The following is a 25,191-nucleotide window of genomic DNA, read 5'->3' on the forward strand; positions in this document are numbered from 1 at the left end:
GGGGGGAATCGCCCCAAGTGCGATCGGGTTTCTTTGTTGTTAAAATATGGGAAAAAATTAGATTTGTTCGGAATTCAGTCCTTAAAATAGGGTTTTAAGGTAGTAGGGCTATCGGAGTTTTTCAATAAAGAGATGTTTGGGCGATCGAGGGGTAAATTTTTGATATTTTTCTTGAGTAGAGCTTGACAGGAGACAAAATAAACGGTACTTTAAGTTTATATCAGGTGTTAATTCCGAATTGGCGGATTAACGCTTAGCTAGACGTAAATTAAGAGAAAATTTCATGAATAAGAGTTATGTTATATGGAACAACAAGGGTGGTGTGGGTAAGAGTACCATTACCTTCCACATTGCATCTATGTATGCCGAGAAAAATCCCGCTCGAAATGTTGTGGTTATAGATATGTGTCCACAAGCAAACTCATCAATGATGTTGATGGGAGGCGGTACTGAAGCAGAGTCTCGTCTTCAGGAACTAATTATGGGAGATATTCCTAAAACTGTTGTGGGTTATCTGACAGATAGTGTGTTAAAGAATGACACTAATGATGTAAATAGGTATTTAATTAAATTAAATGAAAGTAACCCCTCTTTATCACAAAATCTTTTTTTGATGTCTGGGGACGGAAATCTTGAGTTAATTGCTCCTTTGTTGGCTGAAAGAGCCGATGCAACACCCTTATCAAGTACCGATTCTCCTTGGGTTGAAATACATTCAATTATATATAAAAAAATTGACAAAGCGTACTATATTTGACAAGCCAACCACATTTTTTATCGATACTAATCCCAGTTTTTCAATTTATACACAAATAGCAATTTTGTCAGGGGAAAAGTTATTGGTTCCTATCAATGCTGATGATTCATCAATTTATGCTATATCTGGATTGTTTAATTTAATTTGGGGTACTGAGCAATCACATCCAGTTTATGGAAAGTACACTTTTGCAGCTAAAGTTGATAATTTCCAAATAGAAAGACCAAAAATTGCGCTTTTACTAGGTAATAGATTCACTCAGAAAAAGGGCGCAGCGCAGGCTTTCAAGGCACTATCAAATGAAGCGGTGAGTAAAATGTTTGTCGAGTACAAGAAAAATAAGTCTCGTTTTGTGGAGGGAGATAAACATGATTATAATCAAGCTGAATTTGAGAATGCTTATAGTTGTGAATTGAGAGATTTTAATAGTGCTGGTGTAGTAGCAGCCAATCTAGGATTACCACTAAGTAAAATGCTGGATCGAGGTAAGTATCAACTGTATGGGGAGGCTATACAAATTAATAAAGAACAGAGAGAATTATGCCATGAAGTGATAAAAACACTTGTTGAAAAGTTATGAAAATCTGGTTGACTTTTTAGGTTTATAAAGTTGCTTTGCAAAGGGCTTTTGATGCGACATCAAACTTTCCCGCAACCGTAATCGCGAAACTTCCTCATAGCTGTTCTCACGCCCCCAAGGCCGATCGTACAAATCCCCCATCAATGACCTCTAGTTGGTGTAAAATCTCCTGGGCCGCAACAAAGGCGATATGTGCGATCGACTTTCACGACAAAACTGCGGCCATCCAGAACTAGAAAGCGTACCATAAGTATTATCTTGAGTGATTTTTCCAAATAATGACAAAACCTCCCTTAAATGAAATATTGATTGGTGACTGTCGTGAAGTGATGAAGTCACTGCCAGAAAATTACGTTTCTGCCTGTATCACCGACCCACCTTATAACTATGAATTTATTGGTCACAAATGGGATGACTCAGAAATTCAAAGGCGTATGGAAAGAGTCAATAATAAGGAAAATAAAACGCTTGTCAAGAACATTCCCTATGGCAGCGGTTTAGCTGGTGGAGTCAGAAACGAAAGATGGTATGAAAAGAATCGCAACAACATTCTCGATTATGAGAAGTGGTGCTGCGAGTGGGGTGAGGAGCTTTTTCGGATCTGCAAACCTGGTGCGACAGTTTTAGTTTTTAATAGCACACGAACTGTTGCTCACGTACAAGTGGCACTTGAAAGTGCTGGCTTCTATGCGAGAGATATTGTTGTTTATAAAAGACCAAGTGGCATCCCTAAAGGTGTCAACATTAAGCAACAGTTGGAGAAGAAAGGATATGAAAATTCTGAGAAATGGGATGGTTGGCACAGTTGTCTGAGAAATGAATGGGAAGCAATTTGTGTGCTTCAAAAACCACTGGTCAATAATTATCTAGAAACTTTACTAGAGTACGGTACTGGTCTTTTTTACACTAAAGATCATTTTGGTGGTTTTCAATCAAATATTTTAGAGGGTATACAGCGCGATAAAAACGAAGATTTTAATGTTCATTGCACCGTGAAACCAATTGCCCTAATGAGAAAGTTGGTCGAAATATTTGTGCCGCGTTTAGAGGACTCTATTCTCATCGATCCTTTTGCAGGCTCAGGAACTACATTGCTGGCAGCCAAGGAACTTGGCATTAGTTATGTTGGAGTTGAAATAGTACCTGACTACATAGAAATAATTAACAAACGCCTTGATAATTTCAGCGGTCTACAGGGAATTCTCCCACTCTTTCAGTGAGAAATGATTTTAAATCAAACCCGCTTATGCTTTGTATGAATTCAAATGAAGCGTCACCAGTATAAACTTTCCAAGTCCCAACTAGACAGGCCGTAATAGCTGCGGCTAAATTATCTTGTCGAAGAATCAGAATAATTGGTTCATAGTTATGAGTACGAAGTAGTGGGCCGTAAGATTTGAACTTTTTAAGTGTTCCAGAATCTCCTGAGCCAATACGGTATTTTGTATCTATCGCATATCCATCAACAATCAGGTCGCATGGTTCATCGCTACCCACTTTAAATGCTGGCTGAAAGCCACTGCAATATGCTTTACATATTTCAACAACTAACAATTGCCAACACATACCTAGCTCACGTCCCCAATACTGCTTATTTTCTTTTTTGATTATGGGAGAAATCCCAAACACATCCATTAAAATATCGTGTTCTTCATTTTCTTCTGCATAAACCTTGGCAACAAATGATTTTTGATATCTTGCTAAGATGTTATCTAGTGCTCTTTCAGTCATCATCAGTTACCAGTTCAGCTAGGCTCACAGATAGTGCATTAGCTATTTTCTTGGCATTAAGCAGGGTTATGTTCCTTTCTCCTCTTTCAACTGAGCCAATATAAGTACGGTGTAATTCAGATAGTTCTGCAAGCCGATCTTGTGAAAGATTTCTGAGATTTCTGAAATGTCTAACTCTCTTACCAAATTGCTCTGTAATATCCATAGAACAGTCAAGATTGAGCCAGGATTATCATAAGCCGACAGACTATAAGTAGCGACAGACTATAAGTAGCATTAGAGATAGCGAGTCTTAGATATTTGTGGCTTGGGGGTATAGTCGCATCATAAATCGATCGCCAAAAGGTCATCTGCTGGACGTTCTGGCGCCTCTAAGATCGATCGCACCACCGACTCTATCCCTGACCTCGCGTTGGTCTAAAATCTCCTGGGCCGCCAGAAAGACGATATGTGCGATCGACTTTCCTGCCCCTATAACCCCGCCTGCTGCAGCAGCGGGGGAAAAACTAGCAGCAAGTCGAAGAAGCCAACTAAAACTGCTGCGGTAAAATCGGAAACTGCAACCCAGAAGACTGTGGCGAAGAAAACAACTGCTAAAAAGACGGCGACAGCAACAAAGAAGAAAACCAAGTGAAATTAGTTTAGTTTTCACTCATCCAGAAACCCGGTTTATTAAAAAAACAGAGTTTCTTTATTTATAAAATACTAGACAAGCTGGCAAAAATAGGTTTGTACTTCCGTCCTTAAAATTCTCTTCTCTTCCTTTGTGTCATAAACGTCTGCGCGGTTCCATCGCCCCTATCTTTTTTGAGACATATCAACTCAAACTCCTGCCCAGCCTAGCTTTTGGGCTGACAAGTAAGCCGTCGGCCAAATCATCCTATTTACTTATTGACAATTGCTCTTCTCTGTTGAATTGTCAGGGAACCTATATATTAGGTTACAAATTGTATCCTAAGCAACAGAAAGTACCGAATGTTTTATGTAGTGCTCTACAATGGAGAAAAGAAACAAGATTAAGAGGCGCGATCGCTATGGGTATCAATGAAAACTTAGACTGGGAAGAAGCATTTGAGTACCGAGCGGGCTTAACAGTGGAGTTGAAGTCCCAGCCAGGGGTTTTGCATAAGATCGCTTACTATGAAGTGATGATGGTACCGCCCATCTGGTTAGAAAATGACCCGCGTCCCCGGTATCCTCACGAACTGCGAGTCGTTGCCCACCAGCCAACTGTGTCCAATGTTTGCCGGATTTCAGAGTGTCCTGTTTTAGTCGCCTCTTAGGTTTTTTCAGCGGGAAATATCGGCGATGGCATCTAGCCAGCAATCAAACCGATGCAGTGATTTTCGGATTGAGATTGCTTGAGTTTGCTGTGTGGCATCGGCTAAGTAGTCGTAGGGTGCGCCGCCATGAACAACCCTAACTTGCATATCGACAATCTCACAGATCCGCACCTGTGCGATCGAGAGCCGATGTAAACAAACCCAACACTTATTTTCTAGCCAAACTTTGTAAAAATGGTATTATTTGAGGGTTTCGGTAATTCCTTTCCCTATCCATAACCGCACGTTGGTCTAAAATCTCCTCAGCGACCAGAAAGGCGATATGGGCGATCGACTTTCACGAAAAAACTGCGGTAATCCAAAAGTATATTGGTACAAATGGTAGAAATCCATCTTGATATTAATGAGAGTTGTTTGAGGTTTTTCCTAGGGTGACTAATTCGGTTTATTAACACAAAAGTGACAACTTTAACCATAAAAATTAAATTGGTATGTTAAGATGACACAAGCCCTTACCATACTTGATTTCAATTATGGCTGAAAAATTAATAGTTAGAAACTTTGCTGGCATCAAGGATTTGGAGATTGAAATCAAACGAATAAATATACTTATTGGTCCTCAAGCTAGTGGTAAAAGCGTTTGCGCTAAACTTCTATTTTATTTTAAGAACTTTGTATGGGAAATTTTATCGGTTGTAAATAATGAGCAGACAAAACGCAATCTAGATTCAAACTATTCCAAGACGTTTGAGGAATATTTTCCTCCTGATTGTTGGGGAAAACAACATTTTTTCATCAGGTATGAAATTTCCAATGTTTTTATAGAAGTTAGGAGAAAACAGGATACCAAAGGTAGAATTTCCCTCAGCTATTCAGATTTTTTCAAGAAAGAATTGGCCGACCTACGCAATTTACTCAAAAAAGCAAGAGAGAAAAGGCTTGGAATAGCTCCTAGTTTTGATATTATTTATAGTTTATTTTTTTACCAAAAAATTTTAAAAGAACACTTAGTAGAAAGTTTAGGTAGATCCATTGGTCGAGAGGCAGCCTTCAATCAGCTTTTTATCCCTGCTGGCCGCTCATTTTTCTCTAATATTCAGAGCAATATTTTTTCTATTCTGTCAAGCAATAATACCTTAGATCCATTTCTAAGATCGTTTGGCTCAACATACGAAACGATAAAAAATTTGCGTATACAATATAATATTCCTCTTGATGATAAATATACAAAAAATATACTAGAGGAAATAAACAGGCTAATAGAGCAGTCTTTATGTGGTAAGCATATACAGGAAAAAGGCAAAGATTTTCTGGAGGCCGCAGATGGAAGACGCATGAATATTGTCAACTCATCTTCCGGTCAACAGGAAACATTGCCTCTGACAATTATTCTAGCGGCACTACCTTTTCTAGCTTCCCCTCCTGTCGGTCAGACAGTGTATATTGAGGAGCCGGAAGCGCATTTATTTCCAAGCGCACAGCGTAATATTGTCGAGTTGATCGCTACTGTCTTTAATTCTCGCAAAGAGCAACTTCAATTCTTTATAACTACCCATAGTCCTTATGTCCTGACAGCACTTAATAATCTGCTCCAGGCTGGGCTTCTTTATGAAGAGTCCAGCGAAGATATACAACATCAACTAGAAAAGATTGTATCTAGATACAAATCATTAGATGTTGACCAGATCTCAGCCTATGTTTTGAGCGATGGAAAATGCAATACTATTGTGTGTCCTGATACTGGGTTGATTGACGCGCGAGTGATTGATTCTGTTTCTGATGAACTAGCTATTGAATTCGATCAACTTCTCAACTTAGTTTGAATCGTATATGAAAAGTATTCCAGAGTGTTGTGAGGAACATAGATCCGACACCAAGATTGTCTTGCAGGAAAACAAAAGTAAAATAACGTTCCTCAACCCGAATCAAGACGAAATATTAAAAATTAAGGTTGATGGCTGCGTTATTAGTGACAATGAGACTTTGCGTTGCGACTACGCACTCATTCCTTGTGATGCAGTAGAAATATATGTAGAGTTGAAAGGAAGCGATATTGCACAGGCGGTTAAACAAATAGAATCAACTATTAAATTACTTTCGGAAAATCCCCAAAAGATTAAGAAGCTATGTTTTGTCGTGTCTACACGTGTGCCAAAACAAACAACAAGTATACAACAGCTACAAAGTCAGTTTAAGAAAAAATTTAATGCTAGTTTCCGAATCAAGAATATTCAAGATGAGTATGATTTAAGTACGCCCACAAGCTAAACTAACGAGAACTTTGATATGACGAACATACAAAACTTTAGCAGAAAAGGAGTCAGCGGACGATCGCCCTGTTTCAACTAAATTTGAGTGTGTATTTATTATAATTAATTCTGACATCTACCTTAAGAAATATATTTTCGGGAATTCCACAACAAATCCCATCACTCCCAACATATACTACGGATCGGTGTGCAGTGCACACCCTACCAAAACTTTTGTGTAAATCCTATTTTCTATTGCTGAATTCGTTGAACCCCGCAATTTTACGCCTTTTTTCCCTCAGAATTGTGCGATATTTAGCCAGAAATTAACATTGATTTAAACTTTAATGTAGACATAAACGAGCTAGAATTCAAGAGTTTGCGTGGAAGACATGGAGGTTAAATACAAAAAGTCTCAGATAACAAATTAATATCGATCGCACTTTACAAAACAACCAAAACTCAGGAGTCAATCGCTGATGATGCTAGGAACAACCGAGATCCCGCAATTAAAGCCGCTTTCCGACTCAGAACTACACAAAATGAACGCCTACTGGCGGGCGGCAAACTACCTATCCGTCGGACAAATCTATCTCCTCGACAACCCCCTACTCAAAGAACCCCTCAAAATCGAACACGTCAAACCGAGACTCCTCGGACATTGGGGCACCACTCCAGGGCTAAACTTCATCTACGTTCACCTCAACCGCATCATCAAAGCCCAAGACCTCAACACCATCTACATCGCAGGCCCCGGACACGGCGGGCCGGGCTTGGTCGCCAACACCTATCTCGAAGGAACTTACAGCGAATATTACTCGAACATTTCCCAAGATGAAGAGGGTATCAAACGGCTGTTCAAACAGTTCTCCTTTCCCGGCGGTATCCCCAGCCACGTCGCCCCGGAAACCCCCGGTTCGATTCACGAAGGCGGCGAACTCGGCTACGCCCTCGTCCACGCTTACGGGGCGGCCTTCGACAATCCCGATTTGATAGTGGCGGCCGTTGTCGGCGACGGGGAAGCCGAAACCGGCCCGCTAGCTGCTAGCTGGCACTCTAACAAGTTTCTCAACCCGGTTCGCGACGGGGCTGTGTTGCCGATTTTGCACTTGAACGGCTACAAAATTGCCAATCCCACGCTGTTGGCCCGCATTCCGCAAGAGGAATTGGAAAGTTTGATGGTCGGTTACGGCTACAAACCTTATTGGGTGGAAGGTTCAGACCCGGAAACCATGCACCAGTTGATGGCTGCAACTCTCGATACCGCGATCGGCGAAATTAAGGCGATTCAGGAAAAAGCCCGGACGGAGGGCTATTCGGGCCGTCCCCAGTGGCCGATGATTGTGATGAAAACTCCCAAAGGCTGGACGGGGCCGAAGGAGGTTGACGGTAAGAAAACTGAGGATTATTGGCGATCGCACCAAGTCCCACTTTCGGAAATGGCTTCTAAGCCGGGACACGTCCAACTCCTGGAAGATTGGATGAAAAGCTATAAGCCGGAAGAACTCTTCGACGAAAAGGGGAAATTAATTCCCGAATTGGCGGAACTCGCACCCAAGGGATCTCGGCGCATGGGGGCAAATCCCCACGCTAACGGCGGCCTGCTGCTGCGAGACTTGAAAATGCCGGAATTTGAAGACTATGCCGTTGACGTGCAAAAACCGGGCACTGTAATGGCAGAAGCAACCCGCGTTTGCGGCCGCTTCCTGCGAGAGGTGATGACACTGAATCAGGAAAACGCCAATTTCCGCATTGTCGGGCCTGACGAGACGGCCTCAAACCGCCTCGATCCGGTGTTTGAAGTGACGAACCGGGTGTGGGCCGGGGAAATTTTGCCGGAAGACGACCACATCTCCCCCGACGGCCGGGTGATGGAAGTCCTCAGCGAACATCTATGTCAGGGATGGCTGGAAGGCTATTTGCTGACGGGACGCCACGGCTTTTTCTCTTGTTACGAGGCGTTTATTCACATCATCGATTCGATGTTCAACCAACACGCCAAGTGGTTGAAAACTACTAACGACATTCCTTGGCGCCGATCGATCGCCTCTCTCAACTACCTGCTAACTTCTCACGTTTGGCGGCAAGACCACAACGGTTTTTCTCACCAAGATCCGGGTTTTATCGACCACGTAATTAACAAGAAAGCGGAGGTTGTGCGGGTTTATTTGCCGCCGGATGCGAACACTTTGCTGTCAGTAACGGATCACTGTCTCCGCAGCCGCCATTATGTCAACGTGATTATTGCAGGGAAGCAGCCGGCATTGCAGTATTTGGATATGGATGCTGCGATTAAACACTGTACGGCCGGCATCGGCATTTGGGAGTGGGCCAGCAACGATAAAGGCGGCGAACCGGATGTGGTGATGGCTTGCGCGGGTGATATTCCGACGCTGGAAACTTTGGCTGCTGTTGACATTCTCCGCCGAGATTATCCCGATTTAAAAGTGCGGGTGGTTAATGTGGTGGATTTGATGACTCTTCAGCCTGCTAGCGAACATCCTCACGGTTTGTCTGACAAGGATTTTGATGCTTTGTTCACGATAGATAAGCCGGTGATTTTTGCTTTTCACGGCTATCCTTGGCTGATTCACCGATTGGCTTACCGCCGCACGAATCACTCGAATATTCACGTTCGGGGTTACAAGGAAGAGGGAACGACTACGACGCCGTTTGATATGGTGGTGATGAATGACCTCGATCGATTCCATTTAGTTGGAGATGTACTCGATCGCGTTCCGAAACTGAGTTCTGTAGCAGCTTACGGCAAACAAGCTATCCGTGACAAGCTGATCGAACACAGGCAGTATATCACCGAACACGGCGATGATATGCCGGAAATCCGCGACTGGAAGTGGCCGCACGCGGGCCCGGTTTCGCCGGAACCGCCGCAGGAAACGAAAGATCCGGCGGCGACAGCACAACAAACCGTGCGATCGGGTGCGCCTGCATAGGTGCGATCGCTTGTAGAGCACAAGCTACTCATCCCTAGGATTGTCAACCACTGGGAAAATTAACGATTTTGCGAGTATACAACCTACGCACGATCGAGGTTTCACCTCAGTTTGACAATCATAGGGAGTGACATGAGTTAAATAAAGCTTCAGCAAGCAATCTTAATTTCTAGGTATGCGCCCGGAACAATAGTGTCGATCGCGTTCCGAATATGGTCTTGACGCCTTTGAATGCGCGGCCAAGATGCAGACAGCAAAACCACAACAGTAATTTGTCGGCTTGTCAGGTTTTGTTGATAACGCAATCTGCGATCGGTCGTGACCAGCAGATTATACCCCTCGCGTTCGGCTGTGTCGAGCAGATTGCCATTTGCTAATGTTGACCATCCACGTTCATAAACAGTATCTACTTTATGATCCAGCAACGAGCCGCGCAACGGTACTGGCGTACCTTGGTCGAACAATATCTTCATGCTTGCGCCATCTGCGTTATTGAGGCTAGGGCGCGATCGAGTAATACCTCAACTTGGGCGCGAGTTACTCCCGGAAACCATTCGAGAAACTGGTCAATAGAGGCACCATCTTTAAGGTTCTCGAAAAAGGCGGCAACAGGTACGCGCGTTCCCCGAAATATCCATGTACCACTCACCTTGGTTGGATCGCGTTCAATGACTTCAAATAGATCTACATTCTGCATGGCGATCGTTTAGTATACAATTAAAACAAGATAATATGTAAGTTATCTTAGCATAAATCAACAATGATTTATGATTTGTACATTCAAAAGAGGCTGTAATGCTTAAAGAAATAGAAATCCAAAATTTTAGGTGCTTTGAAAACACCAAAATTTCTGGGTTTGAAAGAGTCAATTTAATCGGCGGTAAAAATAATGGTGGCAAGACAGCCTTGCTAGAAGCACTTTTTCTCAATGTTGATCCACAAGCTAGCAGTCTAGAAATACTAAGAAAGCTGAGAAGGGAGTCATCAGAAGCCCTACAAGCCATGCCTAATAGAGCCTGGGATAACTTATTCTATGCACTAAGAAAAGATAGACCTATAGTAATTTTAGGAAAAGATGACAATAATAATACCGAACAAGTAAAAATAATTAATTCATCTCTATCTCGGATAACTGTTGAGTTAACAAAAAGCGAAAAGGGAACACCTAATTCCTCATCTTATGTTGCTAGTGCCCAAGGTTTAAGAAATACTTACGGCGATCCAATAATTACTGATAACAGTTCTACTACTGACGAAGTACCAATCATTCCCTCCTTTATCATGATTTCGGGAAGAGAACTCACAGAAGCATACGATAACGCGCGTTTGGATGACAAAGATAGCGAAGTTTTGAAAGCTTTTCAAATTCTAGACCCTGCGATCGAATCTGTAGAGAGTTTTTTGATTGGAGAACCCACGCTCTACTTGAGAAGAAAAGGCGAAAAGCGTTTGCCTCTCTCATTGTTTGGAGATGCAATGAATAGAGTGGCATACGTTATTCTTAAACTGGTAAATAATAAATATAAAATCTTGCTAATCGATGAGATAGAAAATGGCATACATTATACAAGCCAGCGGGAGTTTTGGAGAGTGTTATTTCGGTTGGCGGTTGAACTGGATACCCAGATTTTTGCTACAACTCACAGTTTAGAGATGCTTCAAGCATTTGCTGATGTGGGTTTAGAACCAAATCAGGAATGCAGCAGCGCATATTTTGAAATGGCAAAGAAATGGAAAACAGATCAAATAATCGGAATTCGGCGCGATTTGGAAACTTTGAATTACGCACTAGAGCATCAAGAAGGAGTGAGAGGTGAGTAATATTGTCATAGTAGAAAGTAAAAATGATAGAATTTTCATGCAGGCAATGGTTGAGAAACTAAACTGCGATCTCCAGGTAGCATCACCTATTTATATAGATGATTATAAAAGTTTGGACGGCTTGGACGAAACAAAGTTAATCTCTGCTTTAAAAAATTTAAAAGCAGAGATTCCAAAAAAAGGGGTAAAAAAAATAGGGATTATTATTGATATCGATAACTATTCAGAGCAAGAGCGGCTGGGATTGGTAAACAACTGTATAAAAAATGGGTTGGGAACTGAATCAGAAACATTGTCAAGCACTAAACAATTTATAGATATTGGTGGAGATAATGGAACAAAGGCCAAATTGGCTTGTTACTTTACAAATGTTGAAGGTAAAGGCGAACTGGAAACGCTTTTAAAGGCAATAAAGGCTAGAGAATCACCTCATGCTGATTGTTTGAATAGCTGGAAAACTTGCATAGAAAGCCAGGGACAGGAAATCGACCGCAAAGATTTTGATAAATTCTGGGTGAGCATCTATCTCAGGTATGATACTTGCTCAAATCAGGAACAGACGCAAGCTGGAAAAAAATGCAGTATGTCTGGGTTTGATTATGTTATGGAACACAAAAAAGATATTTGGAATTGGGATAATCCTGCACTTGATGATTTGAAGGAGTTTTTTAAACTCTTTTGCTAAGATAGTAAAAATCACATACAATTAATATCAAATCCGTTGGTATCGAAATAATTCATCTCTCTCTTATCTGACTCTGCGCCCTCTGCGCCCTCTGTCGTTAATCAAAAAAAATCCCGTTCACCAATCAAATAAGATATCTATATGAGCTTAAAAATCTACTTTGTACGACACGGTGAAACGACTTACAGCCAAACAGGCGGTTTCTGCGGCGCGATCGACCCAGAATTAACGCCCGCAGGTTCTCAAATGGCAGAACAGTTTGCCGCCACTTACGCAAAATTGCCTTGGAATGCTGTTTATGTCAGTCCGATGAAACGCACAATTGCTACTGCAAAACCTTTGTGCGATGCTGTGGGAATTGAAATGCAGCTTCGCGACGGACTGAGGGAGATTAATTACGGTGACTGGGAAGGCAAAACAGTAGAAGCGGTCAAAAAAGACTACGAAGAAGATTATATTAACTGGCTGACTGAACCTGCTTGGAATGCACCGACGAATGGCGGCGAAACTTCCGTGGAAATTGCTAGCCGATCGTCCTTAGTCATCGCAGAAATTCAGGAAAAGTACAAGAATGGTAATGTTTTGGTGGTTTCGCACAAGGCGACTATTCGGATTATTCTGTGCAGTTTGTTGGGGATTGATTTGGGAAGTTATCGCAATCGCATTGCCGCTTTAGCAGCTTCTATTAGTATTGTCAAGTTTGATGTGCGCGGGCCTATGCTGGAGGTTTTGGGCGATCGATCGCACCTGGATGAAAATCTCCGCAATTTACCCGGTACTTGAAATTGCGGGTAAGGTGCGCACACTGCGCACCCGGAGCGTCTGAAACTAAATCGCGCCTATGTAAGACAATCCTAAAATCGTACCCGTTCCCAAAATATGACCGAAGCAGAGACTTCCCACAAGTGCACCCAAACTTAAGCCGCCGACCAAACCCGATGAGGGCGCGGCTGGGCCTGTGTGAGGCTTTTGGATGGTTGATTTGCCGATCGCAATAGCTAAAATATTGCAAAGAATCATAATCAAACCGGTCGTGGGGCTCCACTCTATGGTTCTGGCGACAGTGGCAAGTAAAATTGGTGTAAACATCGATCGGCTCCTTAAACTTTAGTCAATGAAAATCTGATGATGAAGGTATATCAAACTACTGCAACGCTTGGCTACAGATTGCATTAATACTTAACATTTTGATAAGTTTCTTAATAAAATTGTCATGAGTTCACAGCTAACAATCAATACGGGTAGCCAGAAACCGGGTTTTTTAACAAAATACTTGGTTACCACCGACAGAAAAGGTAAAAACCCGGTTTCTGAGATCGGAGTGCGTAAGCCCTGAATTACCAATTACCAATTACCAATTACCAATTACCAATTACCAATTACCAATTACCTATTACCCATTACCATGAAAATCTTAGTTTTAAACGCAGGTTCTAGCAGTCACAAAAGCTGCTTTTACGAACTAAATGACCCCATTGCCGATCGCCCGCCCGAACCTCTCTGGGAAGCAAAAATAGACTGGACTCACCGCGGAGGTGCGGGGGAGTTGCAGGTCAAAACTGCTGCTGGGCATACGCTTGAGGAAGAATTCGCCTCAGATTCTCGCGCCGGGGCGATCGCTCGAATGCTGGAGACTCTGCGGCAGGGGAAAACTCAAGTTATTAAGAGTTTAAACGAAATTGATATTGTCGGCCACCGCGTCGTTCACGGCGGGCAAAACTATCAGCAAAGTACGCTGATTTCGCCCGAAGTAAAACAGGAAATTTCCCGTTTATCTGAGTTTGCTCCCGTCCACAATCCGGTTAACTTGGAAGGTATCGAAGCAATTGAGAAAATCCTCGGAAATGTGCCGCAAGTCGCAGTTTTTGATACAGCTTTTCACTCGGATTTGCCGCCCGCTGCGTATGTTTATCCCGGCCCCTACGAATGGCTGGAAAACGGGATTCGCCGCTACGGTTTTCACGGCATTAGCCATCAATATTGCGCTCGCAGGGCGGCTGAAATTCTGAACCGCGCTTCTGCCGATTTGCGCCTGATTACCTGTCATTTGGGCAACGGGTGCTCTCTGGCGGCGGTTCGCGGCGGCCGGAGTGTTGACACTACTATGGGTTTTACTCCTTTGGATGGTTTGATGATGGGGAGTCGATCGGGTGCGATCGATCCTGGTATCATAATTCATCTGTTAAGGCGATCGCACTTTACTGCTGAGGAACTAGATAATATTCTGAATCGGAATTCTGGTTTGAAGGGGATTTCTGGGGTTTCTAGCGATATGCGGCAGGTTGGAGAGGCGATCGCAAATGGCAATTCTCGGGCTCAACTTGCTTTGGATATTTACGTGCACCGTTTGCGGGCCGGTATCGGGGCGATGTTGGCGAGTTTGGGCGGGTTGGATGCTTTGATTTTTACTGCGGGTGTTGGGGAAAATTCGGCTGTTGTCAGGGCTGCGGCTTGCGAAGCTTTTGGGTTTATTGGGTTAAGGCTGGATGGGGAGAAGAATTTGAATTCGCCGGTTGATGATGATATTGCGGCGGTTGATTCTGCGGTGCGAGTTTTGGTGATTCACACTCAGGAAGATTGGGAGATTGCGCGAGAATGTTGGGATATTTCTCGCAGATGATTCGGGGTTTTTTCGGCGGTTGAGACGGGGGTTGAGACGGCGGTTGAGACGGCGGTTGAAACCGCGTCTACACATACGAAACCCGCCTGCGCGGGTAGAAGATTGCACGGTTGAGACGGCGGTTGAGACGGCGGTTGAAACCGCGTCTACACATACGAAACCCGCCGGACGCCGGTTGAAGAGTTCGGGGTTTTTTCGGCGGTTGATACGGCGGTTGAAACCGCGTCTACACATACGAAACCCGCCGGACGCCGGTTGAAGAGTGCGGGGTGAAGTGCCGAGTTTTGTACATTGAGACTATACTCTGTAGATAGATTGACAAGCCCGATCGCCCTTCCAGCATCCACCACAACCAATATGAACGTCAACAATAAGCTCCAGACTATTTTAACTCAGTTACGAGATCAATTCGAGCAACTCTACGGCGTTAACTGAACTGTGTTGAGCTATAAACCAAAACAGTAACGAACCGCCGATTCAACTTCTAACATTTTTTCTGCGGAAAGTTCCCCTGCTGAATCCGTAGAAAATCGCTCTTTATCCAAAGATCGAATCTGAAAACAGAGGAAAACAGTTTCTATTAGCAAGCCACTTTCAGACGCAGAAACACGCACATTGGTTCTATATTCGCGGTGAATATTAGTTCCTTTAGTGCCTACAATGACAGTAACAACTAAGGGTGACTGGTTAATAGTATCAATGGAAAGCACCAAAACAGGTCGCATTCCAGCTTGTTCTCTTCCATGAACTGGGTTAAGATTGACAAAATAAATTTTCCCTCGCTGAATGCTCATAGCGCTTCTAAACCATCCATTTCTGCCACAATGAACTCTCGATCGATCGCAGCAATTTCAACTTGAATCTCTGGATCGCTTGCCATCTCGGCTATCTCTGCCTCCAGGGATTTAGCATTAGCGAGTTTATTAGCTATGTGAGTTTTCTCTCGTACTCGGCAAGCGATACGTTCCAGCAGCCAAAGTTGTTCTTCTACGGACAGGGAACTAATAGAACGTTCAATTTCTACTAAAGTTTGTGAAATCATTTTAGTTTCCTCTTGTTTTTTGCACGATCGCAAATTATCCAGATGTTTTTGAATGAGGTTGCGCCCATTGCGAATAGATTTATTATTAGGCGCGATCGCTTACTTATCTTGTCTCTATATTATACGACATAGTTGCGTAGCAGCTTATGACACACACTCCACCTACTCCAGACGATTCAGAAAGTCGGGTTTTCCCCTTGTTTTTACCCCACAAAGAATGTAAAATTATAAAAACATGGGTTGTCAGCGATGAACGAAGAACGCCGCCAAGCTTATCTCAATCTGATTCGATCGCTACTAGATTGCATCAACGGAGAGGAAAGCCAAATTTTGCAGGCAAACTCCGAGTTAGTTGATGTGGGGTTGGTGCAGGTAATGCTAGAGAGGGCAAATGATCTGAGAAGTTTTAACAACCTGGATGATGCTAATTCTTTAATGACTATTGCAAGGTATCTCCTAGGTATTTACAATAATACACTTATAAATAAATCGTCACCCTCTACTTACATCGAATTCTTAATGGAAGTATTGCAGGCTACGCAAGATAGCCAGGGCGATCGTAATGTAATTTATTCCCTGCTGCGGGATAATCTCAACTTGATTAATGATAATTTGGCTGCGGTTTTGCAAAATTGGGCGAGAGAAAATTTACCATATTTAGATAAAAAAAAACAAATTTATATAATAGGAGTCGTTGGGAATTTCAGTAATGCAATGGCGGACTTTTCTTTAGGCAGCAGGGCGAGTAATTTGGAAATTGCCATTGCAGGTTATGAAGTTGCAATGACAGTTTTTACCCGTCAAGAATATGCTGAGAATTGGGCAGAAACTAACAATAATTTGGGGATTGCCTATAACGACAGAATCAGAGGGAAAAAAGCGGAGAATCTCGAAAAAGCGATTGCCACTTATCAAGCATCGTTACAAGTTTACACCCGCGAAGCATTTCCTGAAAATTGGGCAATGACTCAAAATAATTTGGCGGTTGCCTACCGCAACAGAATCATCGGCGAAAAATCTGATAATCTAGAAATCTCGATCGCATTTTATCAGGAATCATTAGAGGTTTGGAGCCGCGAGGCATTTCCCTTTGAATGGGCAACGGCTAAAAATAATTTGGGGATTTCCTACAACGACAGAATCATGGGCGAAAAAGCGGAGAATCTCGAAAAAGCGATCGGATTTTATCAGGAATCATTAGAGGTTTACACTCGCGAGGCATTTCCCTTTGAATGGGCAAGGAGTCAAAATAATTTGGCGGCGACCTACAGCAACAGAATCAGAGGGGAAAAAGCAGATAATCTCGAAAAAGCGATAGCTACTTATGAGGAATCATTGGAAGTTTACATCCGCGAGGAATATCCAAAAGAGTGGGCCGGGAATCAAAATAATTTGGCGAATGCCTACCGCGACAGAATCAGAGGAGAAAAAGCGGAGAATCTCGAAAAAGCGCTCGCCACTTTTCAGGAATCATTAGAGGTTTATACCCGCGAGGCATTTCCCTTTGAATGGGCCAATACTCAAAATAATTTAGCGAATGTCTACCTCTACAGAATCAGAGGAGAAAAAGCGGAGAATCTTGAAAGAGCGATCGGATTTTATCGGGAATCATTAAAGGTTTACACTCGTGAGGCATTTCCTTTTGAATGGGCAAGGAGTCAAAATAATTTGGCGAATGCCTACCGCAACAAAATCAGAGGCAAAACAGCGGATAATCTCGAAATGGCGATTTCCGCTTATCAAGCAGCTTTGTCAATTTACACCCGCGAGGCATTTCCGATCAATTATGCTGAAACCTTATTTAATCTGGGACTTGCCTACTGGGATAATTATCAAATTCCAACAGCTTACAATACCTTTAATGCTGTCATTGAGACAGTCGAATCAATACGGAGTGATATTATTATCGGTGGTGAAAAAGACAGACAGAAATTAGCAGAACAATGGAATAAACTTTATAAAATAATGGTAAAAATTAGCCTAGAAATGGAAAACTCCACCGCCGCCCTAGAATATGTCGAACGCAGCAAAACCCGAAACCTCGTAGAATTGTTTCACAAAGCCCGCAGCCTCCCCGATCGAGTACAGCGGATGAGTTTTGCAGAAATTCGCAGCCTGCTAGCTGAAAATGAGGCAATTTTGGAATGGTACATTACCTACAACAACTTTAAAGTTTTCATCATTACCCGCGACTCCACCACACCCGATGTCTGGGAATCTTCCTATCAAGACTTGCAAGCATTAGAAGAATTTCAGCAGGAATATATCGATGACTACACCGACTAGGAAACCGACAACTGGGGAAATCGACTAGAAACCCGCCTGGAAAAATTAGCCCAGATTCTGCACATCGACGAAATAATTTCTCGCCTCCCCGAAAACTGCCAAAAATTAATATTAGTTCCCTTCCGATACTTGCACCTATTCCCCCTACACGCCCTCACCAGCAGCCGACAAAAATCCGACAAAACCGTAGAAACTGGATGTCTTCTCGAACTTTTTTCAGGCGGCGTGAGATACACACCCAGTTGCCAACTGTTGCAATTATCTCAGCGGGAAAATCTGACTGTCGAAGACTCATCACCCAGCAGATTTTTTGCCATCCAAAACCCCACAGAAGATTTAGACTTCACCGACATCGAAGTCGAAGCCATTGCCAAATCCTTCAATCCCGCCGAAATATTGAGTCGGCCAAACGCCAGCAAAACAGGATTGCTGCAACAAATTGCCAGCTTGCAAAATGCCGACATTGCCCACTTTTCCTGTCACGGCTTTTTCGACTTTCTCAATCCCGAAAAATCCGCATTAATCCTAGCCGGTGCAAAAGTAACCCCCCTTAATCCCCCCTTGCTAAGGGGAGAGACAAGAGAGGATTTCCCCTTGGTAAGTGGCGAGACAGGAGAAGATTTATCCTTAATAAGTGGCGAGATACAAGGTAAAGAAACTCCCCCCCTTAGCAAGGGGGGGCTGGGGGGGGTTCCCTCCGAGGAAAGGCGTTATATCCGTTCCCGCCGAGGCGAAACCTTCCACATCGCAAAATGCCTGACGCTGACAGAAATCTTTGATTTGCAGTTAAGTAAGTGCCGTTTAGTAGCCCTTTCTGCCTGCGAAACTGGGTTAACCGATGCCAGGAATACCACAGATGAATATATCGGATTGACTAGCGGTTTTTTCTATGCCGGGGCGACGAGTGTACTCAGCACTTTGTGGGCTGTCAATGACGTATCTACCGCGATTTTAATGATAAAATTTTATGAGCTTTTGCGTTCAGAAAGTCTGCCTCCTGTGGCGATTGCGTTGCGCGAGTCTCAGTTGTGGCTGCGGGATTTAAGTGTAGGAGATTTGCTAAAATGGGTAGCAGCCTCGGAGTTGCTGAGTAGCGAACACAAGGAGAAAATTCAAAACAGATACAGTCGCGGTTACAAACAGGATTATCAACCTTATAAATCCCCTATGTATTGGGCGGCTTTCTGTGCAGTTGGGCAATAAGCGTGGGTATCAGAAACCGGGTTTCTTCGGAGATTTTCGGTTTTACTTGAGATTTCTCGCAAGAAACCCGGTTTCTTTGACTTGAGTTTTTGCATGGGTGGGGGCGGGTTTATTAGTTGGTTGGTTTAGATTCATAAATTTCGGCGAACCCGCCCCTACAAATTTATCGAAATGGGTGATTTAATCCTGCATAAAATAGATATAATTGCTGTAGGGGCGGGTTCGCCGATGTTTTTGAAACCACACCGTAAATCCCCAAAACCCGCCCCGGCCTCATCGTGTGGTGGGGGCGGGTTTATGAGTTGGTTGATGGGGTGGGGGCGGGTTTATGAGTTGGTTGGTTTTGATTCATAAATCTCGGCGAACCCGCCCCTACAAATTTGTTGAAATGGGTGATTTGATCCTGCATAAAATAGATATAATTCCTGTAGGGGCCCTTCGCGACAGTCTGTGAAACCACACCACAAATCCCAAAAACCCGCCCCTAAATTTAATTAAAGGACAAATTAACCATGACAGACGAAGAATTTATTTCAGGTTTCCTAAAAGTCTTTGAAACCAAACCCGAAATATTTGAACAATTCGGGGCGGTTGATGCTTTAGAAAATCTCAGCAATACGATATCCCAGATGGCGGATTCATCCAACAAGGAAGTAGCTGATGCCATTGGCAATTGGTGTGCAGACTATCCTAAAATAACAGATGAGATCAATTTAATGGCTAGAAAGCCAGACCCACAACCCACCAAAAAAGAACAGCAAGAACCAAGGCTATCAAATCGCTATCCAGAATTACCCGAAAACCTCAAAAAACGCCTTCCCAATTCACAGCCACCGCGCCAATAAGATGAGCGATAAAATTTCTGCCCCCAATGTTTATCTATACGCTTTCCAACTGCACGATGACAGTCAGGGCAGCAATAATCCTCTGTGGAAACACTGCGACAATATCCTCGCCAACTTCACCGATAAAAAGCTAACACCAAATCTAGTTTTCCAGCCAAATTCTCGCAGCTACCGCGAGGATTTGCTGCCAAATGTCGCACTAAAATTCAACAGCAATCCACCCATAGAAGGTTTTGCCCAACCGCTACAAATTCAAGACAGCTATGCTTTATGGTTAAATATAGGTTGCCCGGAAGATGGCACGGCTGATAATGTAGATGTTGATTTAATCCAGAAATTTAACCCAAATCAAGCCTTACTTATCGATGGCGATGACAATTTTTTAGGTCAAACTCTCCTAATCACTGCATGGCTTCCTGAAAACTCCTCAGATAATTTAGATTCCCTCAAACCCCTCGCCGATAAATGCCGCGATGCTTTATTCCAAGGCTATTCACTACCTCCATTCTACCGTTTGGGTAAAGTATTTGGTAGTCCAATTTTTGAATATGGTTCAATTACCGATATAGCAAATTACCGCCACCTGCTTGTCTGGCTGCTTGCTGACAAACAAACCGACAAGGATTTTAACACTTTTCAGGAAGAAATATTCGACCTGTTTTTTTACCGCAACAAAATCATCAAAGCTTTTCAAGACAGCCGCCTGATTTACAGCGAACTCGATCGCGAATACACTGAAATAGAGCAAGATATAGAGTATTTGCAGCAGCAACTCACCGAGGGGAGAATTTCATTGCAACCGGAAAAATTGCAGAGTTTTAAGGAACAGCTAAAAGTGCTTCTCCGCAAAGCTTTGTTATATACTGGGTTGCTGCGGAAACTAGAAGATTATGACAATACAATTGCGATAAATATTTACAATTACAGTGATATTTTGCAGAAAATATGTGATATACTAGGAATCGATAAGGAAGAACTATCTATTTTAAATAACTTCCGTATAAAAATAGCTCCGTATATCCGATCGCAAATTGCAGCAGATTTAGGATATTTCCGCCACGGAACAGACTTAATCGACCAGGCGATCGCCTCCATCCGCGGCATAGTAGAAATAGAACAAGCCAAGAGCGATCGCACAAACCAGATCGCACTCCGCACCAGCGAGATAGCAGAGAAAAATCGGGACGATCGCCTAGAGAGCACAGTACAGGCGATCGGCGTCGGTTTAGCAGCCGGAGGAATCGCAGCATCCAGCGGTACAGAAAAACTCTTCGAGACAGTCCAAAACCATCACATCCCAGTTTTAATGCACTTGCATCCCTTTGCATTCTCCTTTTTGTTGAGTTGCGCGATCGCACTTGGAGCAGCCGGCATTACTTGGTGGCGCACAAAACCGAAAAATTAGGTAAAAAAGTCGATCGCCCCGGCTAATTGCGAACATACGGGCGATCGACCTTCTCCAAAAAATCATTGATATCAAATCCGCTGAGATCCGAATGATAGCGCAGCGCGATCGATTTACAACAAGCGCGATCGTCTAATCATCCTGCGATCGCCCCACCCAACACTCCCACCTGTTGCTGGCGAACATACCTACCAGCCCAAATATCAATAACTATTAAGAAATATCACATTTATCGCCGGTATTTGTACAGGTGACTTATAGTTTAGTTTTCCACAAGTAAAACTGTAATATGAATTTAACAAATTCTCGTTATCAGCGATTAGCGCCCTACTTAATATTTCTATTTATTGTAACTGTATTTTTTGCGACCGCCTCTGTTTTTCCTTACCGAATAGAGTACGATCCCGTACCTCAACTGAAAGGAATTAACCAGTGGTTAAGCGGAGTCTCTAATTTAATTAACTCAGTCGTGGCAGTAAATCCAAAAGATATATCCCAAGATATACAAACCTGGATAGTCTGGCACGCCCCCGGCGTTACCTTCGCATTTTTACCTTTAATTGCCCTCGGCTTGCCTTTAGGAATTGCCGTCAGAACAACCGCATACTTTTTGTTTGTTTCAGGCGGCTTGGGGTGGATAAAGGTAATAGATACTCTCACCTCCGACCCGAAATTAAAAATAATTCTAGCTGTGCTATTATCTATTTATTATATAGAAATTGGCTCGTTATTGGTTTGTACAGCAGGAGATGTGATTCCTTGGGCAGTCATGCCTTGGGTATTACTGTACGCAATGTATCTTTGCTCAATTTTAGACTCAGGCAATAAATTTAACAGCCGCCTTCTCATTCATTCAGCTCTACTAGGTCTACTTTTAGGAGGAGTTTACTGGTTAAAATACTCTGCTTTTTTAGTTTCTCTAGGAATTCTCGCATATCTAGCTGTATTTTTAGGGTTTTTCAGCAAACAATATACCTTAAAAAACCGTTTTATCCTGTTAACAGTTTGTACGGTATTCACCTTATTGCCCGTAATGGGCCTCAATGCTATCCACCATTCACTTTCTGGATTCAATAGTGCTGTAGACCAATTTAAAGCTGCTATTCCTGTGGCGTCGCCTTCTACAAGAGGAATTCGTTTATTATTAAGTTTAATAGCAGCTCCAGGTTTAGGTCTATTCAATTCAGAAATTTTTACTGAAGGCAGGCTGTTGACGTTTACAAGCAAAATTGTTAAACAGTTATTTACCTTAGATATTTCACGGAAAACAGAAACCTTTAAAATAGTTGCAGGTATTGCAGGAACCTTAGCAGGTTTTTGGTTTGTGGCAGACTCTGCTAGAAAAAATATATACAATAAAAAACTTATTATTCTTTGGGGCTGCGTTACATCGATTCCTTTTATATTGATTGCATATATATCTTATAAAACAGGAATCAATCTATTAATGGCAGGCATCGGTCGTTACAGCAATCCTTTCTTTATACTTACTGTATTGTTTGTTATTTCTTCCTACCTTCACACAATTTCAAATCATGAAAAATCTCTCCTGTCAAAAATTGTATTATCTATTGTATTGGTATTCTTTTTATTGCTGCCCCCGCTCAATTATATAGCTGATTTGACTCAGGCTATAATGTTGCGGAAAAATTACGTAACAACAGAGAATTTTCTCTATGTCGATATTTTGTCAAAAGTTAATGTTAAATCGGTAGTGAGTCAGATAAACTCTGCTGTTAAATCACCTAAAGATGTTGTCGTTTTAACTAAAGATACCGATGAATTGCGTTTTGGCTCGTGGCTGCAAACGAAACATAGAATCCTTACACTCCAAATAGTTGACAGTGAAGAGGCTAAGATTAAAATTACAACATCGCAAGATTTGAGAGTGATACTTGTGGTATCTAAAGCTTTGGAGCACAATGAAAAGCAACTGGCGCTACTCAAGCAGAGATTTGCCCAATCGACTGGATGGACTAGGCTACCAGAAAATCCCGATGCTGAGGTTTCTATTTGGTTTTCTGATTTGAAGGCTTGACAATATAGCAATCCTTACAGGATTTGTGAATATTTTTTTTATACGAACCGCGAAGGCGCTTTCATGCGCAAAGGAAGAGAAGAGAGAGAACAGAAAAAGTTGACAATTGATCGGAGGAACGCTATAGCTGTTGCAGCCTCAATCCGCGGCATAGTAGAAATAGAACAAGCCAAGAACGATCGCCTAGAGAGCAAAATTCAGGCGATCGGCGTAGGTTTAGCGGCCGGAGGAATTGCAGCATCAAGCGGCACAGACAAAGTATTCCAGACAGTCCAAGACTATAAAATTCCAGTTTTAATGCACTTGCATCCCTTTGCATTCTCCTTTTTATTGAGTTGCGCGATCGCACTTGGAGCAGCCGGCATTACTTGGTGGCGCACAAAACCGAAATTCTTGCGGAACGTTATCAAGAGCTAGAAGACGAAGAGGCCGCCGATGAAGAATACACGCCAGAGCAAGATGCCGAAAATCTCAAGCGGCAGTGGGTGTTTACCCGGATTGAACCGCAGCGCTGCCGCTTGCAAAATCATATCGGCGACCAACGCCGGAAGAATGATTGATTCCCAGAAGCAAAGCGGCCGACCCGTGACGGCGAGAGTAAACCGATTTCGTCGTAGTAATGCAGTGTCCGCACGGACACGCCTGTTTGTTTTGCCAAATCGCCCACTTTCATCGCCAAGGGTGGCATACCTTTCCTCCTTTCGGTTCAGAGTCGATCGCTGAATGAATTAATCGTAAAAGCCTAACGTGGCGTCAGTGTCAAGGGGTGAAGCGAAAAAATTTGTGCGATCGACCTTGGCGGGCGATTTTTCTATGTGCGATCGTGATATTTGTGTTGGCGGTGCCGCAAATTTTCAACATCCAAAGTCTCTGCAACTTCCCATTGCAACTTTCCTTCTCCCATTACGGCTGCCACCTGGGAACTCGGAAGGGGGCGGGCACCTCTGGCAAGTCTGGACTCTTTAAATCCATCGCCTTTAATCGTATACTGGAGGTCATAATGACAGCATAACTGCTTCAATTCGTCAATTTTATCGATCGGCAAAGCTCCTGTCCATGCCTTACCGTTCCAACTCAGTCCGGCCTTGTTCAAGCGCTCTTTGACTGGGTAAGTTTTTCCCGAAATAGCAATATTCGGTCGTGTTTCAATTGTTTTCAGTTGTCGGGCGGTCTGTTGGCAGCGATCGCTCGATTGGCGTTCCCCATCGCAATTAGCAGGGATTTTGCCCCACAATGAAGTATTCCACTTCAAAATGGGATTAGCGTAATCTTTATTTGCCAACCAAATTAATGCCCTTTCAATTAAGTTAAATATCTCTTGGTTATTTTCATTTCTATCCAAGTTTGTTCGCACACTCTTGCCTCTCACCCACAGGAGCGCTGTTTCAGAAGCGGAATAAATAGCTGTGTTGCTACTTTGATTGTTGAGATGAGCCAGGGCGTGAACAATTGCTAAAAATTCTGCGAGTTCCTTCGTGCCATTTGGCATGGGGCGCTTGTGAAAAATTACTTCCCTAGTTGCTGTATGCACGCCTCTGTATTCAACATCCCCAGCATTGCCAACACATGAAGCTGCGACGCAAATACTATCTACGAGCGGTTGAATTGCAGGCATAATTTTTTCCTCTTTTTTTAGCTTGATATTTCACACAATTTTTTTGGATGATTGCAAGTGCGGTCAATTATCCGACA

At 43.0% G+C, this 25,191-nt stretch carries 28 protein-coding genes; 18 read left to right on the plus strand and 10 right to left on the minus strand.

Annotation, left to right across the window (positions count from 1 at the left end):
- Positions 1-283: 283 nt before the first annotated feature.
- From QUB63_RS28770 to QUB63_RS28780, 3 genes are all read left to right on the plus strand, one after another.
- Entirely contained in the window at positions 284-757 is a 474-nt protein-coding gene (locus QUB63_RS28770; protein WP_332948788.1) for a ParA family protein, read from the plus strand.
- Complete coding sequence (locus tag QUB63_RS28775; protein WP_332948789.1) at positions 735-1,337, plus strand: hypothetical protein; 603 nt, start codon at positions 735-737, stop codon at positions 1,335-1,337. The genes QUB63_RS28770 and QUB63_RS28775 overlap by 23 nt, the downstream gene beginning before the upstream one ends.
- A 278-nt stretch (positions 1,338-1,615) precedes the next feature.
- Positions 1,616-2,557, plus strand: coding sequence for a DNA-methyltransferase (locus QUB63_RS28780; protein ID WP_332948790.1), 942 nt, complete (start codon positions 1,616-1,618; stop codon positions 2,555-2,557).
- Here the strand turns inward: QUB63_RS28780 and QUB63_RS28785 are convergent.
- Positions 2,520-3,071: a hypothetical protein gene (locus QUB63_RS28785; protein WP_332948791.1), complete on the minus strand. Its 552-nt coding sequence runs from the start codon at positions 3,069-3,071 to the stop codon at positions 2,520-2,522. The genes QUB63_RS28780 and QUB63_RS28785 overlap by 38 nt on opposite strands.
- Positions 3,061-3,273 (minus strand): helix-turn-helix domain-containing protein, encoded by a 213-nt coding sequence (locus QUB63_RS28790; protein ID WP_332948792.1) that lies wholly within the window; start codon positions 3,271-3,273, stop codon positions 3,061-3,063. The genes QUB63_RS28785 and QUB63_RS28790 overlap by 11 nt, the downstream gene beginning before the upstream one ends.
- Positions 3,274-4,102: 829 nt before the next feature.
- Between QUB63_RS28790 and QUB63_RS28795 the strand changes: the two genes are divergently transcribed.
- The gene (locus QUB63_RS28795; protein ID WP_332948793.1) at positions 4,103-4,351 is read left to right on the plus strand and encodes a hypothetical protein; all 249 of its coding nucleotides are present in this window, start codon (positions 4,103-4,105) and stop codon (positions 4,349-4,351) included.
- 6 nt (positions 4,352-4,357) lie between these two features.
- Here QUB63_RS28795 and QUB63_RS28800 read toward each other — a convergent pair whose 3' ends face one another.
- On the minus strand, positions 4,358-4,498 hold the full coding sequence (locus tag QUB63_RS28800) for a hypothetical protein (protein WP_332948794.1): 141 nt from the start codon (positions 4,496-4,498) through the stop codon (positions 4,358-4,360).
- 386 nt (positions 4,499-4,884) lie between these two features.
- Here QUB63_RS28800 and QUB63_RS28805 point away from each other — a divergent pair, with 386 nt between their 5' ends.
- The 3 genes from QUB63_RS28805 to QUB63_RS28815 all read left to right on the plus strand — a co-directional run bounded on the left by QUB63_RS28805 (position 4,885) and on the right by QUB63_RS28815 (position 9,554).
- Positions 4,885-6,174: an AAA family ATPase gene (locus QUB63_RS28805; protein ID WP_332948795.1), complete on the plus strand. Its 1,290-nt coding sequence runs from the start codon at positions 4,885-4,887 to the stop codon at positions 6,172-6,174.
- Positions 6,175-6,181: 7 nt separating this feature from the next.
- On the plus strand, positions 6,182-6,619 hold the full coding sequence (locus QUB63_RS28810; protein WP_332948796.1) for a hypothetical protein: 438 nt from the start codon (positions 6,182-6,184) through the stop codon (positions 6,617-6,619).
- Between the two features lie 460 nt (positions 6,620-7,079).
- The gene (locus tag QUB63_RS28815) at positions 7,080-9,554 is read left to right on the plus strand and encodes a phosphoketolase family protein (RefSeq protein WP_332948797.1); all 2,475 of its coding nucleotides are present in this window, start codon (positions 7,080-7,082) and stop codon (positions 9,552-9,554) included.
- Positions 9,555-9,703: 149 nt separating this feature from the next.
- Here QUB63_RS28815 and QUB63_RS28820 read toward each other — a convergent pair whose 3' ends face one another.
- Together QUB63_RS28820 and QUB63_RS28825 are read right to left on the minus strand one after the other, a co-directional pair.
- Positions 9,704-10,027: a hypothetical protein gene (locus tag QUB63_RS28820; protein WP_332948798.1), complete on the minus strand. Its 324-nt coding sequence runs from the start codon at positions 10,025-10,027 to the stop codon at positions 9,704-9,706.
- The gene (locus QUB63_RS28825) at positions 10,024-10,251 is read right to left on the minus strand and encodes a DUF433 domain-containing protein (RefSeq protein WP_332948799.1); all 228 of its coding nucleotides are present in this window, start codon (positions 10,249-10,251) and stop codon (positions 10,024-10,026) included. Before QUB63_RS28825 ends, QUB63_RS28820 begins: the two co-directional genes overlap by 4 nt.
- A 98-nt stretch (positions 10,252-10,349) precedes the next feature.
- Here QUB63_RS28825 and QUB63_RS28830 point away from each other — a divergent pair, with 98 nt between their 5' ends.
- The 3 genes from QUB63_RS28830 to QUB63_RS28840 all read left to right on the plus strand — a co-directional run bounded on the left by QUB63_RS28830 (position 10,350) and on the right by QUB63_RS28840 (position 12,843).
- Positions 10,350-11,375, plus strand: coding sequence for an AAA family ATPase (locus QUB63_RS28830; RefSeq protein ID WP_332948800.1), 1,026 nt, complete (start codon positions 10,350-10,352; stop codon positions 11,373-11,375).
- Positions 11,368-12,060, plus strand: a complete 693-nt coding sequence (locus QUB63_RS28835; RefSeq protein ID WP_332948801.1) for a DUF3226 domain-containing protein — start codon at positions 11,368-11,370, stop codon at positions 12,058-12,060. The genes QUB63_RS28830 and QUB63_RS28835 overlap by 8 nt, the downstream gene beginning before the upstream one ends.
- 141 nt (positions 12,061-12,201) lie before the next feature.
- On the plus strand, positions 12,202-12,843 hold the full coding sequence (locus tag QUB63_RS28840; RefSeq protein ID WP_332948802.1) for a histidine phosphatase family protein: 642 nt from the start codon (positions 12,202-12,204) through the stop codon (positions 12,841-12,843).
- A gap of 45 nt (positions 12,844-12,888) precedes the next feature.
- Here QUB63_RS28840 and psaK read toward each other — a convergent pair whose 3' ends face one another.
- A complete protein-coding gene (gene psaK / locus QUB63_RS28845) occupies positions 12,889-13,149 on the minus strand; it encodes a photosystem I reaction center subunit PsaK (RefSeq protein ID WP_332948803.1) in 261 nt (86 codons plus the stop codon).
- Positions 13,150-13,465: 316 nt separating this feature from the next.
- On the opposite strand from psaK, the gene QUB63_RS28850 reads away from it, so the two are divergent.
- The gene (locus tag QUB63_RS28850; RefSeq protein ID WP_332948804.1) at positions 13,466-14,680 is read left to right on the plus strand and encodes an acetate kinase; all 1,215 of its coding nucleotides are present in this window, start codon (positions 13,466-13,468) and stop codon (positions 14,678-14,680) included.
- A gap of 446 nt (positions 14,681-15,126) precedes the next feature.
- Here QUB63_RS28850 and QUB63_RS28855 read toward each other — a convergent pair whose 3' ends face one another.
- Together QUB63_RS28855 and QUB63_RS28860 are read right to left on the minus strand one after the other, a co-directional pair.
- On the minus strand, positions 15,127-15,474 hold the full coding sequence (locus QUB63_RS28855) for a type II toxin-antitoxin system PemK/MazF family toxin (protein WP_332948805.1): 348 nt from the start codon (positions 15,472-15,474) through the stop codon (positions 15,127-15,129).
- Positions 15,471-15,722 (minus strand): hypothetical protein, encoded by a 252-nt coding sequence (locus QUB63_RS28860; protein ID WP_332948806.1) that lies wholly within the window; start codon positions 15,720-15,722, stop codon positions 15,471-15,473. Before QUB63_RS28860 ends, QUB63_RS28855 begins: the two co-directional genes overlap by 4 nt.
- A gap of 249 nt (positions 15,723-15,971) precedes the next feature.
- Between QUB63_RS28860 and QUB63_RS28865 the strand changes: the two genes are divergently transcribed.
- From QUB63_RS28865 to QUB63_RS28895, 7 genes are all read left to right on the plus strand, one after another.
- Entirely contained in the window at positions 15,972-18,008 is a 2,037-nt protein-coding gene (locus QUB63_RS28865; RefSeq protein ID WP_332948807.1) for a tetratricopeptide repeat protein, read from the plus strand.
- A 36-nt stretch (positions 18,009-18,044) separates the two neighbouring features.
- The gene (locus QUB63_RS28870; RefSeq protein ID WP_332948825.1) at positions 18,045-19,211 is read left to right on the plus strand and encodes a CHAT domain-containing protein; all 1,167 of its coding nucleotides are present in this window, start codon (positions 18,045-18,047) and stop codon (positions 19,209-19,211) included.
- A 512-nt stretch (positions 19,212-19,723) separates the two neighbouring features.
- Entirely contained in the window at positions 19,724-20,056 is a 333-nt protein-coding gene (locus tag QUB63_RS28875) for a hypothetical protein (protein WP_332948808.1), read from the plus strand.
- 1 nt (position 20,057) lies between these two features.
- Positions 20,058-21,461 carry a hypothetical protein gene (locus QUB63_RS28880; protein WP_332948809.1) on the plus strand — a complete coding sequence of 468 codons (1,404 nt, stop codon included), beginning with the start codon at positions 20,058-20,060 and terminating at the stop codon, positions 21,459-21,461.
- A 289-nt stretch (positions 21,462-21,750) separates the two neighbouring features.
- Positions 21,751-23,499, plus strand: coding sequence for a hypothetical protein (locus tag QUB63_RS28885; RefSeq protein WP_332948810.1), 1,749 nt, complete (start codon positions 21,751-21,753; stop codon positions 23,497-23,499).
- A gap of 99 nt (positions 23,500-23,598) precedes the next feature.
- Positions 23,599-23,916, plus strand: coding sequence for a hypothetical protein (locus QUB63_RS28890; RefSeq protein ID WP_332948811.1), 318 nt, complete (start codon positions 23,599-23,601; stop codon positions 23,914-23,916).
- Positions 23,871-24,059, plus strand: a complete 189-nt coding sequence (locus tag QUB63_RS28895; protein WP_332948812.1) for a hypothetical protein — start codon at positions 23,871-23,873, stop codon at positions 24,057-24,059. Before QUB63_RS28890 ends, QUB63_RS28895 begins: the two co-directional genes overlap by 46 nt.
- Here QUB63_RS28895 and QUB63_RS28900 read toward each other — a convergent pair.
- Positions 24,026-24,187, minus strand: coding sequence for a MerR family DNA-binding transcriptional regulator (locus tag QUB63_RS28900; RefSeq protein ID WP_332948813.1), 162 nt, complete (start codon positions 24,185-24,187; stop codon positions 24,026-24,028). The two genes, QUB63_RS28895 and QUB63_RS28900, sit on opposite strands and share 34 nt — an antisense overlap.
- A gap of 123 nt (positions 24,188-24,310) precedes the next feature.
- Positions 24,311-25,114, minus strand: a complete 804-nt coding sequence (locus QUB63_RS28905) for a hypothetical protein (protein WP_332948814.1) — start codon at positions 25,112-25,114, stop codon at positions 24,311-24,313.
- Positions 25,115-25,191: the final 77 nt, after the last annotated feature.

The organism is Microcoleus sp. ARI1-B5 (genome assembly GCF_036705795.1).
GTDB lineage: Bacteria > Cyanobacteriota > Cyanobacteriia > Cyanobacteriales > Microcoleaceae > Microcoleus.

Excerpts from the sequence above, each read along its gene's own strand:
- QUB63_RS28770 (WP_332948788.1), top strand. The coding sequence starts at position 284 with ATGAATAAGAGTTATGTTATATGGAACAACAAGGGTGGTGTGGGTAAG.
- QUB63_RS28780 (WP_332948790.1), top strand. The coding sequence starts at position 1,616 with ATGACAAAACCTCCCTTAAATGAAATATTGATTGGTGACTGTCGTGAA.
- QUB63_RS28785 (WP_332948791.1), bottom strand. The coding sequence starts at position 3,071 with ATGATGACTGAAAGAGCACTAGATAACATCTTAGCAAGATATCAAAAA.
- QUB63_RS28790 (WP_332948792.1), bottom strand. The coding sequence starts at position 3,273 with ATGGATATTACAGAGCAATTTGGTAAGAGAGTTAGACATTTCAGAAAT.
- QUB63_RS28795 (WP_332948793.1), top strand. The coding sequence starts at position 4,103 with ATGGGTATCAATGAAAACTTAGACTGGGAAGAAGCATTTGAGTACCGA.
- QUB63_RS28800 (WP_332948794.1), bottom strand. The coding sequence starts at position 4,498 with ATGCAAGTTAGGGTTGTTCATGGCGGCGCACCCTACGACTACTTAGCC.
- QUB63_RS28805 (WP_332948795.1), top strand. The coding sequence starts at position 4,885 with ATGGCTGAAAAATTAATAGTTAGAAACTTTGCTGGCATCAAGGATTTG.
- QUB63_RS28810 (WP_332948796.1), top strand. The coding sequence starts at position 6,182 with ATGAAAAGTATTCCAGAGTGTTGTGAGGAACATAGATCCGACACCAAG.
- QUB63_RS28815 (WP_332948797.1), top strand. The coding sequence starts at position 7,080 with ATGATGCTAGGAACAACCGAGATCCCGCAATTAAAGCCGCTTTCCGAC.
- QUB63_RS28820 (WP_332948798.1), bottom strand. The coding sequence starts at position 10,027 with ATGAAGATATTGTTCGACCAAGGTACGCCAGTACCGTTGCGCGGCTCG.
- QUB63_RS28825 (WP_332948799.1), bottom strand. The coding sequence starts at position 10,251 with ATGCAGAATGTAGATCTATTTGAAGTCATTGAACGCGATCCAACCAAG.
- QUB63_RS28830 (WP_332948800.1), top strand. The coding sequence starts at position 10,350 with ATGCTTAAAGAAATAGAAATCCAAAATTTTAGGTGCTTTGAAAACACC.
- QUB63_RS28840 (WP_332948802.1), top strand. The coding sequence starts at position 12,202 with ATGAGCTTAAAAATCTACTTTGTACGACACGGTGAAACGACTTACAGC.
- psaK (WP_332948803.1), bottom strand. The coding sequence starts at position 13,149 with ATGTTTACACCAATTTTACTTGCCACTGTCGCCAGAACCATAGAGTGG.
- QUB63_RS28850 (WP_332948804.1), top strand. The coding sequence starts at position 13,466 with ATGAAAATCTTAGTTTTAAACGCAGGTTCTAGCAGTCACAAAAGCTGC.
- QUB63_RS28855 (WP_332948805.1), bottom strand. The coding sequence starts at position 15,474 with ATGAGCATTCAGCGAGGGAAAATTTATTTTGTCAATCTTAACCCAGTT.
- QUB63_RS28860 (WP_332948806.1), bottom strand. The coding sequence starts at position 15,722 with ATGATTTCACAAACTTTAGTAGAAATTGAACGTTCTATTAGTTCCCTG.
- QUB63_RS28865 (WP_332948807.1), top strand. The coding sequence starts at position 15,972 with ATGAACGAAGAACGCCGCCAAGCTTATCTCAATCTGATTCGATCGCTA.
- QUB63_RS28875 (WP_332948808.1), top strand. The coding sequence starts at position 19,724 with ATGACAGACGAAGAATTTATTTCAGGTTTCCTAAAAGTCTTTGAAACC.
- QUB63_RS28880 (WP_332948809.1), top strand. The coding sequence starts at position 20,058 with ATGAGCGATAAAATTTCTGCCCCCAATGTTTATCTATACGCTTTCCAA.
- QUB63_RS28885 (WP_332948810.1), top strand. The coding sequence starts at position 21,751 with ATGAATTTAACAAATTCTCGTTATCAGCGATTAGCGCCCTACTTAATA.
- QUB63_RS28900 (WP_332948813.1), bottom strand. The coding sequence starts at position 24,187 with ATGCCACCCTTGGCGATGAAAGTGGGCGATTTGGCAAAACAAACAGGC.
- QUB63_RS28905 (WP_332948814.1), bottom strand. The coding sequence starts at position 25,114 with ATGCCTGCAATTCAACCGCTCGTAGATAGTATTTGCGTCGCAGCTTCA.